The 13,148-nt window shown below is 44.4% G+C and carries 14 protein-coding genes; all 14 read left to right on the forward strand.

What is annotated here, in order from left to right:
* Nucleotides 1-44: 44 nt before the first annotated feature.
* Entirely contained in the window at nucleotides 45-3,653 is a 3,609-nt protein-coding gene (gene rpoC / locus H0266_RS18730; protein ID WP_181473979.1) for a DNA-directed RNA polymerase subunit beta', read from the forward strand.
* Nucleotides 3,654-3,821: 168 nt separating this feature from the next.
* Nucleotides 3,822-4,073 (forward strand): 50S ribosomal protein L7ae-like protein, encoded by a 252-nt coding sequence (locus tag H0266_RS18735; RefSeq protein ID WP_181473980.1) that lies wholly within the window; start codon nucleotides 3,822-3,824, stop codon nucleotides 4,071-4,073.
* A 95-nt stretch (nucleotides 4,074-4,168) separates the two neighbouring features.
* Nucleotides 4,169-4,588, forward strand: a complete 420-nt coding sequence (rpsL, locus tag H0266_RS18740) for a 30S ribosomal protein S12 (RefSeq protein WP_181473981.1) — start codon at nucleotides 4,169-4,171, stop codon at nucleotides 4,586-4,588.
* Between the two features lie 53 nt (nucleotides 4,589-4,641).
* Nucleotides 4,642-5,112 carry a 30S ribosomal protein S7 gene (gene rpsG, locus H0266_RS18745; RefSeq protein ID WP_181473982.1) on the forward strand — a complete coding sequence of 157 codons (471 nt, stop codon included), beginning with the start codon at nucleotides 4,642-4,644 and terminating at the stop codon, nucleotides 5,110-5,112.
* 42 nt (nucleotides 5,113-5,154) lie between these two features.
* A complete protein-coding gene (fusA, locus tag H0266_RS18750; protein ID WP_181473983.1) occupies nucleotides 5,155-7,233 on the forward strand; it encodes an elongation factor G in 2,079 nt (692 codons plus the stop codon).
* Between the two features lie 119 nt (nucleotides 7,234-7,352).
* Nucleotides 7,353-8,543, forward strand: coding sequence for an elongation factor Tu (gene tuf / locus H0266_RS18755; RefSeq protein WP_181473984.1), 1,191 nt, complete (start codon nucleotides 7,353-7,355; stop codon nucleotides 8,541-8,543).
* A 478-nt stretch (nucleotides 8,544-9,021) separates the two neighbouring features.
* Nucleotides 9,022-9,330, forward strand: a complete 309-nt coding sequence (gene rpsJ / locus H0266_RS18760; RefSeq protein ID WP_089654435.1) for a 30S ribosomal protein S10 — start codon at nucleotides 9,022-9,024, stop codon at nucleotides 9,328-9,330.
* 33 nt (nucleotides 9,331-9,363) lie between these two features.
* Complete coding sequence (gene rplC, locus H0266_RS18765; protein ID WP_181473985.1) at nucleotides 9,364-9,999, forward strand: 50S ribosomal protein L3; 636 nt, start codon at nucleotides 9,364-9,366, stop codon at nucleotides 9,997-9,999.
* Nucleotides 10,000-10,021: 22 nt separating this feature from the next.
* Nucleotides 10,022-10,645 carry a 50S ribosomal protein L4 gene (gene rplD, locus H0266_RS18770; RefSeq protein ID WP_181473986.1) on the forward strand — a complete coding sequence of 208 codons (624 nt, stop codon included), beginning with the start codon at nucleotides 10,022-10,024 and terminating at the stop codon, nucleotides 10,643-10,645.
* Nucleotides 10,645-10,932 carry a 50S ribosomal protein L23 gene (gene rplW / locus H0266_RS18775; protein ID WP_181473987.1) on the forward strand — a complete coding sequence of 96 codons (288 nt, stop codon included), beginning with the start codon at nucleotides 10,645-10,647 and terminating at the stop codon, nucleotides 10,930-10,932. The genes rplD and rplW overlap by 1 nt, the downstream gene beginning before the upstream one ends.
* A 34-nt stretch (nucleotides 10,933-10,966) precedes the next feature.
* Complete coding sequence (rplB, locus tag H0266_RS18780) at nucleotides 10,967-11,800, forward strand: 50S ribosomal protein L2 (RefSeq protein ID WP_181473988.1); 834 nt, start codon at nucleotides 10,967-10,969, stop codon at nucleotides 11,798-11,800.
* Between the two features lie 57 nt (nucleotides 11,801-11,857).
* Nucleotides 11,858-12,136, forward strand: a complete 279-nt coding sequence (gene rpsS / locus H0266_RS18785) for a 30S ribosomal protein S19 (RefSeq protein ID WP_035543746.1) — start codon at nucleotides 11,858-11,860, stop codon at nucleotides 12,134-12,136.
* A 20-nt stretch (nucleotides 12,137-12,156) separates the two neighbouring features.
* Nucleotides 12,157-12,498, forward strand: coding sequence for a 50S ribosomal protein L22 (rplV, locus tag H0266_RS18790; protein ID WP_181473989.1), 342 nt, complete (start codon nucleotides 12,157-12,159; stop codon nucleotides 12,496-12,498).
* A 3-nt stretch (nucleotides 12,499-12,501) separates the two neighbouring features.
* The gene (rpsC, locus tag H0266_RS18795; RefSeq protein WP_181473990.1) at nucleotides 12,502-13,143 is read left to right on the forward strand and encodes a 30S ribosomal protein S3; all 642 of its coding nucleotides are present in this window, start codon (nucleotides 12,502-12,504) and stop codon (nucleotides 13,141-13,143) included.
* Nucleotides 13,144-13,148: the final 5 nt, after the last annotated feature.

The raw sequence follows: 13,148 nt of genomic DNA on the forward strand, positions 1-13,148 counted from the left end.
TGAGCTTAGGGTAAAACCCGGATACTGAAAGGGAGGTAGGCCCCTTGATAGATGTAAATAACTTTGAGTATATGAAAATCGGTTTGGCATCACCAGACAAGATCCGCTCTTGGTCATATGGTGAGGTCAAAAAACCAGAAACGATCAACTACCGTACACTGAAACCAGAGAAAGATGGCTTATTCTGTGAACGAATCTTCGGTCCTCAAAAGGACTGGGAGTGTCACTGTGGTAAATACAAACGCGTCCGTTATAAGGGCGTCGTTTGTGACCGCTGTGGGGTAGAAGTGACAAAAGCAAAAGTACGTCGTGAGCGTATGGGGCACTTAGAGTTAGCTGCCCCTGTCTCTCATATTTGGTACTTCAAAGGCATCCCGAGCCGTATGGGCCTTGTTCTTGACATGTCCCCTCGTGCGCTTGAGGAAGTCATTTACTTTGCTGCGTATATCGTGACAGACCCAGGTGAAACGGCTCTTGAAAGAAAGCAGTTGCTTTCTGAGAAAGAGTACCGTTCATACCGTGAAAAATTCGGTCAAGGTTTCCAAGCAGCAATGGGTGCTGAAGCTATTCGTAAATTGCTATACGACATCGATCTTGATGGAGAAGTAGAGACATTGAAAGAAGAACTTAAAACGGCTCAAGGACAGCGTCGTACACGTGCTATTAAGCGTTTGGAAGTTCTTGAATCATTCCGTCATTCAGGCAACGATCCATCTTGGATGATTCTAGATGTATTACCTGTTATTCCTCCAGAGCTTCGCCCGATGGTACAGCTTGATGGCGGACGTTTTGCGACGTCTGACTTGAACGACCTTTATCGTCGTGTCATCAACCGTAATAATCGTCTGAAGCGTTTGTTGGATCTAGGTGCTCCTACGATTATTGTCCAGAACGAAAAGCGTATGCTTCAGGAAGCAGTCGACGCATTAATCGACAACGGTCGTCGTGGCCGTCCGGTAACAGGACCAGGTAATCGTCCGCTTAAATCCCTTTCTCACATGTTGAAAGGTAAGCAAGGTCGTTTCCGTCAGAACTTGCTTGGTAAGCGTGTCGACTATTCAGGCCGTTCCGTTATCGTTGTTGGTCCTTCCCTGAAGATGTATCAGTGTGGACTGCCGAAAGAAATGGCGCTTGAACTATTCAAGCCTTTCGTAATGAAAGAGCTTGTGTCTCGTGGGCTTGCTCACAACATCAAGTCTGCTAAGCGTAAAATCGAACGTGTTCATGATGAGGTATGGGATGTGCTTGAAGATGTAATCAAAGAGCACCCTGTTCTATTGAACCGTGCACCAACCTTGCACCGTTTAGGTATTCAAGCATTCGAACCGACACTAGTTGAGGGACGCGCTATTCGTCTTCACCCACTAGTATGTACAGCTTATAATGCTGACTTTGACGGAGACCAAATGGCGGTTCACGTACCATTGTCTTCCGAAGCTCAAGCAGAAGCTCGAATTCTGATGCTTGCAGCCCAAAACATCTTGAACCCTAAGGATGGTAAGCCTGTCGTAACACCTTCACAGGATATGGTACTAGGTAACTATTACCTGACACTTGAACGTATTGGTGCTGTTGGAGAAGGAATGACCTTCAAAGACTTGAACGAAGCACTGATGGCTTATCAGAATGGCTATGCTCACCTGCACACACGTGTAGCTGTACAAGCTAGTTCCTTAAATAATGACACATTTACAGAAGAACAGAATCAGCAGCTTCTTCTTACTACCGTAGGAAAGCTTATCTTTAATGAAATGCTGCCAAGTTCTTTCCCTTATATCAACGAACCGACTCAAGAGAACCTTGAAGTCAAGACGCCGGATCAATACTTCGTCCCAAGTGGAACGAATATCCGTGAAGAGATTGCCAAGCGCGAAGAAGTGGCTCCATTCAAGAAAGGCATCTTGGGTGACATCATTGCCGAAGTGTTCAAACGCTTCTCCATCAGTGAAACATCTAAAATGCTAGACCGCATGAAAGACTTAGGATTCGCTTATTCGACGAAAGCAGGTATCACGGTAGGTGTATCTGACGTCGTGGTACTTCCAGAGAAGCAGGAAATCCTCGTAGAAGGACAAGAGAAAGTTGATAAAGTCCTTAAGCAATTCCGTCGTGGTTTAATCACAGAAGAAGAACGCTATGACCGCGTCATTGAAATCTGGTCTGCGGCTAAAGATGACATTCAGAACCGTCTGATGAAATCACTAGACCCAACCAACCCGATCTTCATGATGAGTGATTCCGGTGCCCGTGGTAACGCATCTAACTTTACACAGTTAGCTGGTATGCGTGGTCTGATGGCCAACCCGGCTGGACGAATCATTGAACTACCGATCAAATCAAGCTTCCGTGAAGGTTTAACGGTACTTGAATACTTCATCTCTACACACGGTGCTCGTAAAGGTCTTGCCGATACAGCCCTTAAGACTGCCGACTCAGGTTACCTGACTCGTCGTCTAGTTGACGTAGCTCAAGATGTTATCGTGCGTGAAGATGATTGTGGAACAGACCGTGGTCTTCCAGTGTACTCTCTAACAGAAGGTTCAGAAGTTATCGAACCATTGTTCGATCGACTGATTGGCCGTACTTCCTTCCAGACAGTGAAGCACCCAGAAACGGAAGCACTCATTGTCGGGCGTAATGAAGTCATTTCTGAAGATGCTGCGAAACAAATTGTTGATTCCGGCATCGAACAAATCGTGATTCGTTCTGCATTCACATGTAATACGAAGCACGGCGTTTGTAAGAAGTGTTACGGTCGCAACTTGGCGACAGGAGAAGAAGTTGAAGTTGGAGAAGCTGTGGGAATCATTGCCGCTCAATCCATCGGTGAACCAGGAACGCAGCTTACAATGCGTACGTTCCACACAGGTGGTGTAGCCGGAGACGATATCACACAAGGTCTTCCGCGTATCCAAGAGATCGTTGAGGCGCGTAATCCGAAAGGTCAAGCTGTCATCAGTGAAATTGACGGTACAGTCCAAGAAGTCAACGAGGTCAAAGAGAAGCTTGAAATCGTTGTTCAAGGTGCAGTAGAATCCCGTTCATACACAGCTCCATATGGCGCTCGTATGAAACTATCTGTTGGGGACCATGTAAAAGCAGGGGAACCACTCACAGAAGGTTCTATTGATCCTAAAGAACTTCTTACGATTCAGGGACTCGACGGTGTACAAGAGTACCTTCTTAAAGAAGTACAAAAAGTTTACCGTATGCAAGGTGTAGAAATCTCCGATAAACACGTCGAAGTCATGGTTCGCCAAATGCTTCGTAAAATCCGTGTCCTTGATTCCGGAGACACCGATGTACTCCCTGGCTCTCTACTTGAGATCCACCAATTCAAAGAAGCGAACCAGAAAGCTCTTATGGAAGGTGGACAACCAGCTGTTGGACGTCCGGTTATCCTTGGTATCACGAAAGCATCCCTTGAAACAGATAGCTTCCTATCTGCTGCATCCTTCCAGGAAACAACTCGTGTCCTAACTGATGCTGCAATTAAAGGTAAGCGCGATGAACTTCTAGGGTTGAAAGAAAATGTTATTATTGGTAAACTTGTTCCGGCTGGTACAGGAATGACAAGATATCGTAAGATTCAAGCTCAGTCCGAAAGCGGAAAGCCATCCGCCGAACAGCCAGAAGAAGTCACACAACCATAAGTTTAGAAAGATTTCAGGTTAACAAAGGGTAAAAGATACAGAAGCAACTTCAAAGCTTGATGCCAAAAATATAAAAACTACCCAAAATGCAGTTGACATGCATTTTGGGTAGTGATAATATAATCAAGGTGCTTCCGTTTATCCTTGTTACTTTGGAGGATATTGAATATGTCTTATGAAAAAGTAGCACAGGCTAAATCAGAGATAGTAATCGGGACCAAACAAACACTGAAAGCCATGAAAAATGGTGAAGTGAATGAGGTCATTACGGCTGACGATGCTGATCAGTCGATGACGGCAAAAGTAGTCAAGCTAGCTAAACAGTTAAATATACCGCACACGAACGTTCCTTCTATGGAGGAATTGGGAGATGCTTGTGGTATTGATGTTGGAGCTGCTACAGTAGCTATAAAGCAATAAAGTTTTGGCGTAAATCGCGAAAGCTTTGTTTTTTGCCTTTTTATGAACCACCTGGATGTGTGGTATTAAGAATTAAGGAAGGGAGGACATCAAACATGCCTACTATTAACCAATTAGTTCGTAAAGGACGTGTTGCTAAGTCTAGAAAGGCTACGGCACCAGCTTTGAACAAAGGTTACAACAGCTATAAGAAACGTATGACGGACGAGAACTCTCCACAAAAACGTGGTGTTTGTACTCGTGTTGGTACGATGACACCGAAGAAGCCGAACTCCGCTCTTCGTAAATATGCTCGTGTTCGTTTGACGAACCAACTTGAGGTTAACGCTTATATCCCTGGTATCGGCCACAACCTTCAAGAGCACAGTGTTGTACTAATCCGTGGCGGTAAGGTTAAAGACTTGCCAGGTGTACGTTACACAGTAGTACGTGGTGCGCTAGATACTGCAAGCGTAGACGGACGTATGCAAGGCCGTTCTAAATACGGTACGAAAAAGCCAAAAGCTAAAAAATAAGCGATAGTTATCTATCGGTTAAATAAAACAAATGATTGAAGGGAGGGGAACATATGCCACGTAAAGGTCCAGTAGCAAAACGTGATGTGTTACCAGATCCGATGTACAATTCTAAGCTTGTTACTCGTTTGATCAACCAAATCATGGTGAATGGTCAGCGCGGTAAAGCTCAAAAGATTCTTTATAAAGCTTTTGAACTAGTTCAAGAGCGTAGCGGAAACGAAGCTATGGAAGCTTTTGATCAAGCGATGAAAAACGTAATGCCTGTATTGGAAGTACGCGCTCGTCGTGTAGGTGGTTCCAACTACCAGGTACCTGTTGAGGTTCGTCCAGAACGTCGCCAGGCTCTAGGTTTGCGTTTCATTGTTAACTATGCGCGTCTACGCGGAGAGAAAACAATGGAAGAGCGTCTAGCTAACGAACTTCTAGATGCAGCAAACAACACAGGTGCAGCTGTTAAGCGCCGTGAAGAAATGCACAAAATGGCTGAAGCGAACAAAGCATTCGCTCACTACCGTTGGTAATCAGCTATCAAATAAAACTTCACTCAGGAAGGAGCAAATGCCATGGCTAGAGAGTTCTCCCTGGAAAAGACTCGGAATATCGGGATTATGGCTCACATTGATGCTGGTAAAACGACAGCAACAGAGCGTATTCTTTTCTACACAGGACGTATCCACAAGATTGGTGAAACTCACGAAGGAGCTTCCCAAATGGACTGGATGGAGCAGGAACAAGAGCGCGGAATCACAATCACTTCCGCAGCGACAACTGCTCAGTGGAAAGACCACCGTATCAACATCATTGATACACCTGGACACGTAGACTTCACAGTAGAGGTTGAACGTTCATTGCGTGTACTTGATGGGGCGGTAGCTGTACTTGATGCTCAGTCTGGTGTAGAACCACAAACTGAAACAGTATGGCGCCAAGCTACAACGTACGGTGTTCCACGTATTGTTTTCGTTAACAAGATGGACAAAATCGGCGCAGACTTCATTTACTCTCTAGGAACTCTTCAAGAGCGTCTAGGTGCAAATGCTGCTGCTGTTCAACTTCCTATTGGTGCAGAAGATGATTTCGAAGGAATTATCGACCTTGTAACAATGGAAGCTTACTATTACATGGATGACCTAGGTACACGTGCTGAAGCGCGTGCTATCCCTGAAGAGTATAAAGATCAAGCCGAAGAGTACCGCGGCAAGCTTGTAGAAGCTGTTGCTGAACTTGATGAAGACTTGATGATGCAATACCTTGAGGGAGAAGAAATCACGAACGAGCAGCTTGTAGAAGCAATTCGTACAGCTACTCTAAGTGTAGACTTCTACCCGGTATTCTGTGGTTCTGCCTTCAAGAACAAAGGTGTTCAACTTCTAATCGATGGAGTTATTGATTATCTTCCATCTCCATTAGATGTACCACCAATCGAAGGTCACGTTCCTGGTACGGAAGAAGAAGTAGTACGTAAGCCAGATGACAACGAGCCATTCTCTGCATTGGCGTTTAAAGTTGCAACTGACCCTTACGTTGGTAAACTGACATTCTTCCGCGTGTACTCCGGTACACTTAGCGCTGGTTCTTACGTGAAGAACGCTACGAAAGATAAGCGTGAGCGTGTAGGTCGTATCCTACAAATGCACGCAAACTCTCGTGAAGAGATCTCCACTGTATATGCTGGTGATATCGCAGGTGCAGTAGGACTTAAAGACACAGGAACTGGTGACACTCTTTGTGATGAGAAGAGCGTAGTTATTCTTGAGTCTATGGAATTCCCTGAGCCAGTTATCTCCGTTGCGATCGAACCGAAATCTAAAGCAGACCAAGATAAGATGTCTATCGCTCTTGGTAAACTTGCTGAAGAGGATCCGACGTTCCGTACAGAGACAAACGTTGAAACAGGCCAAACGATCATCGCTGGTATGGGTGAGCTTCACCTTGATATCATCGTTGACCGACTTCGCCGTGAGTTCAAAGTGGAAGCCAACATTGGTGCTCCACAAGTTGCTTACCGTGAGACATTCCGTGCTAGCGCACAAGTTGAAGGTAAGTTCGTACGTCAATCAGGTGGTCGTGGACAATTCGGTCACGTATGGGTTGAGTTCGAGCCAAACGAAGAAGGTGGCGGATTTGAATTCGTCAACAAAATCGTCGGTGGTGTTGTACCACGTGAATACATTCCTTCCGTAGAGCAAGGAATCAAAGAATCTCTAGAGAATGGTGTACTTGCTGGCTACCCAATGGTAGACATCAAAGCTACTCTTTATGATGGTTCTTACCACGATGTCGACTCCAACGAAATGGCCTTTAAAGTTGCTGCATCTATGGCACTTAAAGAAGCTAAGAACAAATGTAAACCAGTTCTTCTTGAACCAATGATGAAAGTTGAAGTTGTTATTCCTGAAGAATACATGGGTGACATCATGGGTGACGTAACATCCCGTCGTGGACGTGTAGATGGTATGGAAACTCGCGGTAACGCTCAAGTGGTTAAAGCATTCGTTCCACTTTCTGAAATGTTCGGTTATGCAACGGCGCTACGTTCTAACACGCAAGGTCGCGGAACGTACACGATGCACTTCGATCACTACGAAGAAGTACCGAAGAGTATCTCAGAAGAAATTATTAAGAAAAATGCTGGTGAATAATTGATTTTTTTCACGAGTTAAAGTATAACTTGTATTGTAAGCTTAGGAGTATGAATCTTACTCCTAGGCTGCATATAAAAACTATAAAATTGCTACTTATTTAAAGGAGGAAATATACAATGGGTAAAGAAAAATTCGACCGGTCCAAGTCCCACGTCAACATTGGTACAATCGGCCACGTTGACCATGGTAAAACAACTCTAACTGCAGCGATCACGACTGTACTTCACAAGAGATCAGGTTCTGGTGAAGCTATGGCATATGACATGATCGACGGTGCTCCAGAAGAGCGCGAGCGTGGAATCACAATCTCCACTGCACACGTTGAGTATGAAACTGAAACTCGCCACTACGCACACGTTGACTGCCCAGGTCACGCTGACTACGTTAAGAACATGATCACTGGTGCTGCACAAATGGACGGAGCGATCCTAGTAGTATCTGCTGCTGACGGTCCAATGCCACAAACTCGTGAGCACATCCTACTTTCTAAAAACGTAGGTGTACCAGCTATCGTTGTATTCTTGAACAAAGTTGACATGGTAGACGACGAAGAGCTTCTTGAGCTAGTTGAAATGGAAGTTCGTGACCTTCTATCTGAGTATGACTTTGATGGTGACGATGTACCAGTAGTAAGCGGTTCTGCTCTTAAAGCCCTTGAAGGCGAAGAGAAGTACGAGCAAGCGATCTACGACCTAATGGATCAAGTAGACGCATATGTTCCAACTCCAGACCGTGACACTGACAAGCCATTCATGATGCCAGTTGAGGACGTATTCTCAATCACTGGTCGTGGTACTGTTGCAACTGGTCGTGTTGAGCGTGGACAAGTTAAAGTCGGTGACGAAATCGAAATCATCGGTCTTGCTGAAGAAGCACGTAAGACAACAATCACTGGTGTAGAAATGTTCCGTAAGCTTCTAGATTACGCTGAAGCTGGTGACAACATTGGTGCCCTTCTTCGTGGTGTTAACCGTGAAGACATCAACCGTGGTCAAGTTCTAGCTAAGCCTGGTTCAATCACACCACACACAAACTTCAAATCAGAAGTTTATGTACTATCTAAAGACGAAGGTGGACGTCACACTCCATTCTTCTCTAACTACCGTCCACAGTTCTACTTCCGTACTACGGACGTAACTGGTGTTATTCAACTTCCAGAAGGCGTAGAAATGGTTATGCCTGGAGATAACGTTGAAATGACTGTAGAACTTATTTCTCCAATCGCGATTGAAGACGGAACTCGTTTCTCAATCCGTGAAGGTGGACGTACTGTAGGTTCTGGTGTTGTTTCTACAATCACTAAGTAATCGAAGTATGACACTTCTATAGAAGAGGTAGCAGGTATTCCTGCTGCCTCTTTTTTTGTTTGTTCATAAATCCATTTAAAGGTCTATTTATGTAGTCTATGAAGGTTCGTTATGTTCTAGCACTTAATCGATCTCGGTGTAACGGTTGATTCTTTTTTATAAATCTGTTTCAATAGAAAAAGTGTTCAAGAGAACGAATAGGTATGCCAATCGAAAAAAACTGTAGAAAAGTAAGGAATCGCCTTGAAATTTTGTGTGATCGTTAGTATAATATTTTGAGGTGTTCATAAAAAGAATCTTTTTATGGATTTATCCTTGCAATGACCGCATTTCTTCTATATAATGAATAATGTTGGTCATAAAAGGCGATGAAGCGAAAGGTTGTTGACACACCCGGCCCCTTTGCCATGGCTAGTGAGTCAAGTTTTTTCGCGGAGAATGTCTATTTAAGAAAATGGGCGAAAAAGGAGGGAAAATAATGGCAAAAGAAAAAATTCGTATTCGTTTAAAAGCGTATGATCACAGAGTACTTGATCAGTCCGCTGAGAAAATCGTCGACACAGCGAAGCGTTCCGGTGCTAATGTATCTGGTCCAATCCCGCTTCCGACTGAACGTTCTGTTTATACAGTACTTCGTGCGACACACAAGTATAAAGACTCTCGTGAGCAGTTCGAAATGCGCACGCACAAACGTCTTATCGACATTGTTAATCCAACACCACAGACTGTTGATTCATTAATGCGTTTGGATCTACCATCTGGTGTGGATATCGAAATCAAACTATAAATCTAAATTGTTTACTAATAGGAGGTGTAACGGATGACGAAAGGAATCTTAGGACGCAAAGTCGGCATGACTCAAATCTTCTCTGATAACGGAGAATTGATTCCAGTAACGGTTGTAGAAGCTGAACCGAACGTTGTTCTTCAAATGAAGACAATGGAAAACGACGGCTACGAAGCCATTCAACTAGGTTTTGCTGATGAAAAGTCAAACCGCTTGAAGAAAGCTGCCACAGGGCACGCGGATAAAGCAAGCACAACACCTAAGCGCTACGTTCGTGAATTCCGTAATACAAACCTTGACGACTATGAACTTGGTCAAGAGGTTAAAGTTGATATTTTTGAAGCTGGTGACGCAATTGACGTTACTGGAACTTCTAAGGGTAAAGGTTTCCAGGGTGCAATCAAGCGCCATAATCAATCTACTGGACCTAAAACTCACGGTTCACGTTTCCAACGTCGCCCTGGTTCTATGGGACAAGGTGCAGACCCTGCACACGTCTTCAAAGGCAAAAAGCTACCAGGACAAATGGGTGGAGGCACAGTAACACTTCAAAACCTTGAGGTAGTGAGAGTTGACGCTGAGCGTAACTTGCTACTGATCAAAGGTAATGTGCCAGGTGCGAAAAAATCGTACGTTAGAATTACTAGCTCTGTAAAGGCTAGCAAATAATTAACGGAAGGGAGGATATGTCATGACTAAAGTGGCACTATTAAACCAAAGCGGCTCTAATGTTGGAGAAATCGAATTGAATGACGCCGTTTTCGGTATTGAACCTAATACTCACGTATTACACGAAACTGTGTTGATGCAACGCGCGAATCTTCGCCAAGGCACACACAAAGTAAAAGGACGCTCTGAAGTTAGTGGCGGTGGACGTAAGCCATGGCGCCAAAAAGGTACCGGCCGTGCGCGTCAAGGTTCCATCCGTTCCCCACAGTGGGTTGGCGGTGGAGTTGTATTCGGTCCTACACCACGCAGCTATAAGTACACAATGCCTAGAAAAGTACGTCGTCTAGCTCTACAGTCTGCTTTTTCTTCTAAAGTGAAAGAAGAGAACATCATTGTTCTTGAAAGTCTTTCTCTTGATGCACCAAAAACAAAAGAAGTTGTAAGCATGCTTAGCGCATTGGATGTCAACGAAAAGGTATTGATTGTTACAGCTGACAAAGATGAAAATGTAACTCTTTCTTCTAACAATATCCCTACAGCGAAAGCACTTCCTGTAGAAGAGGTTAGTGTGTTAGATTTACTAACGCATGACAAGCTGATCCTGACGAAGGAAGCAGCTGAAAAAGCAGGGGAGGTGCTCTCATAATGAAAGAACCACGTGATATTATTAAGCGCCCTGTCATTACTGAACAATCTGCTGACCTTATGGGAGAAAAGAAATATACGTTTGAAGTTAGCCCTAAAGCTAACAAGACTGAGATCAAAGTCGCAGTTGAAGATATCTTTGGTGTAAGTGTTGATTCTGTCAAGACGATGAACCTTAAAGGTAAATTCAAGCGTATGGGTCGTTACGGTGGTTACCGTTCTGATCGTAAGAAAGCAATTGTCAAGTTGACTGAAGACAGTAAAGAACTAGAATTCTTTGAAGTATAAACTATAAAACTTATTTGAGAAGGAGGGAAAAAAGATGGCGATTAAAAAGTTCCGACCAATTACTAACGGTCGTCGACACATGACAGTATCTGATTTTGCTGAAATCACTACTGATAAGCCGGAACGCTCCCTTATTGCTCCACTACACAAGCGCGGTGGACGTAACAACCAAGGTAAGCTAACGGTTCGTCATCAGGGCGGCGGACACAAGCGTCACTATCGTATTATCGACTTTAAGCGTGACAAAGACGGAATACCTGGACGCGTTGCTACGATCGAATATGATCCAAACCGTTCCGCTAACATTGCACTAATCAACTATGTTGATGGTGAAAAACGCTATATCTTAGCTCCGAAAGATGTTAAGGTAGGCACGGAAATTGTTTCAGGTGAAGGTGCAGACATCAAACCAGGTAATGCACTAGCACTTAAAGACATTCCAGTTGGTACTATTGTACACAACGTAGAACTTAAACCTGGACGCGGTGGACAGCTAGTACGTTCTGCTGGTGCATCTGCTCAAATCCTAGGTCGTGAAGAGAAATACACGCTAGTACGCCTGACTTCTGGTGAAGTTCGCCTTGTATTGTCTACTTGCCGTGCAACAATCGGTCAAGTTGGTAACTTGCAGCACGAACTAATCAGTATCGGTAAAGCTGGACGTTCTCGTTGGAAAGGTAAGCGCCCTACAGTACGTGGTTCTGTAATGAACCCTAGCGATCACCCACACGGTGGTGGTGAAGGACGCGCGCCAATCGGTATGCCTTCTCCAGTATCTCCATGGGGTAAACCAACTCTTGGATACAAAACAAGAAAACGCAACAAGCCGTCTGATAAATATATCGTACGTCGTCGTGGTAAAAAATAACGGGGTTGTAAGACGGGGGATAACACCCGTCTCTCAATCGCGAAGGGAGGTTTATTCATGGGCCGTAGCCTAAAAAAGGGACCTTTTGTAGATGATCATTTAATGAACAAAGTTGAGAAGCTGAACGAAGATAACAAGCATCAAGTGGTGAAAACTTGGTCTCGTCGTTCAACAATCTTCCCAAATTTCGTCGGACACACTATTGCCGTTTATGACGGTCGTAAACACGTACCTGTCTATGTCACTGAAGACATGGTCGGTCATAAACTAGGTGAATTCGCGCCAACCCGTACGTTCAAGGGACACTCTGGCGATGACAAGAAAACAAAACGCTAAATAAGAGAGGAGGCACTCTAATGCAAGCTAAAGCAGTTGCTAAAACCGTTCGTATCGCTCCTCGTAAAGCTCGTTTGGTAATTGATTTGATTCGAGGAAAAGATGTAGGTGAAGCGATGGCGACGTTACGTCTAAAACAACGTGGCGCATCTCCAGTAGTTGAGAAACTTCTTAACTCCGCAATCGCTAACGCAGAACACAATTATGAAATGGACCCGGAAAACCTATACGTTTCCGAAGCGTTTGTAAACGAAGGGGTAACACTTAAACGTTTCCGCCCTCGTGCTATGGGCCGCGCAAGCCAAATTAACAAACGCACTAGCCACATCACAGTGGTTGTATCAGAAAAAAAGGAGGGATAATCAGTGGGTCAAAAAATTAATCCAGTAGGTCTTCGTATCGGCGTCATCCGCGATTGGGAATCCAAGTGGTACGCTGGCAAAGACTACGCAGACTTGTTACATGAAGACATTAAGATTCGTGAATATGTTGAAAATCGTCTTAAAGATGCTGCACTTTCTACTGTTGAGATCGAACGCGCAGCGAACCGCGTAAACATTACTGTACACACAGCTAAGCCAGGAATGGTTATCGGTAAAGGCGGTTCTGAAGTCGAAGCACTTCGTAAAACTTTGAACCAACTGACTGGCAAACGTGTTCACATCAACATCGTTGAAGTGAAGAAGCCAGACTTAGACGCTACTCTTGTAGCTGACAACATCGCACGTCAATTGGAAAACCGTGTATCTTTCCGTCGTGCTCAAAAACAAACAATTCAACGCACAATGCGTATGGGTGCTAAAGGTATCCGTACACAAGTATCTGGACGTCTTGGTGGCGCAGATATCGCTCGTGCAGAATATTACAGTGAAGGAACAGTACCACTACACACACTTCGTGCAGACATCGATTACGGAACTGCAGAAGCTGACACAACTTACGGTAAGCTTGGTGTCAAAGTGTGGATCTATCGTGGAGAAGTCCTTCCAACTAAAACAAACAAGTAAGGAAG

This window comes from Halobacillus locisalis, from assembly GCF_013694105.1.
GTDB classification, from domain to species: domain Bacteria; phylum Bacillota; class Bacilli; order Bacillales; family Halobacillaceae; genus Halobacillus; species Halobacillus locisalis.

What these genes read in the sequence shown, in the direction of transcription:
- H0266_RS18735 (WP_181473980.1), top strand. Translation starts at nt 3,822, where the DNA reads ATGTCTTATGAAAAAGTAGCACAGGCTAAATCAGAGATAGTAATCGGG.
- rpsL (WP_181473981.1), top strand. Translation starts at nt 4,169, where the DNA reads ATGCCTACTATTAACCAATTAGTTCGTAAAGGACGTGTTGCTAAGTCT.
- rpsG (WP_181473982.1), top strand. Translation starts at nt 4,642, where the DNA reads ATGCCACGTAAAGGTCCAGTAGCAAAACGTGATGTGTTACCAGATCCG.
- fusA (WP_181473983.1), top strand. Translation starts at nt 5,155, where the DNA reads ATGGCTAGAGAGTTCTCCCTGGAAAAGACTCGGAATATCGGGATTATG.
- tuf (WP_181473984.1), top strand. Translation starts at nt 7,353, where the DNA reads ATGGGTAAAGAAAAATTCGACCGGTCCAAGTCCCACGTCAACATTGGT.
- rpsJ (WP_089654435.1), top strand. Translation starts at nt 9,022, where the DNA reads ATGGCAAAAGAAAAAATTCGTATTCGTTTAAAAGCGTATGATCACAGA.
- rplC (WP_181473985.1), top strand. Translation starts at nt 9,364, where the DNA reads ATGACGAAAGGAATCTTAGGACGCAAAGTCGGCATGACTCAAATCTTC.
- rplD (WP_181473986.1), top strand. Translation starts at nt 10,022, where the DNA reads ATGACTAAAGTGGCACTATTAAACCAAAGCGGCTCTAATGTTGGAGAA.
- rplW (WP_181473987.1), top strand. Translation starts at nt 10,645, where the DNA reads ATGAAAGAACCACGTGATATTATTAAGCGCCCTGTCATTACTGAACAA.
- rplB (WP_181473988.1), top strand. Translation starts at nt 10,967, where the DNA reads ATGGCGATTAAAAAGTTCCGACCAATTACTAACGGTCGTCGACACATG.
- rpsS (WP_035543746.1), top strand. Translation starts at nt 11,858, where the DNA reads ATGGGCCGTAGCCTAAAAAAGGGACCTTTTGTAGATGATCATTTAATG.
- rplV (WP_181473989.1), top strand. Translation starts at nt 12,157, where the DNA reads ATGCAAGCTAAAGCAGTTGCTAAAACCGTTCGTATCGCTCCTCGTAAA.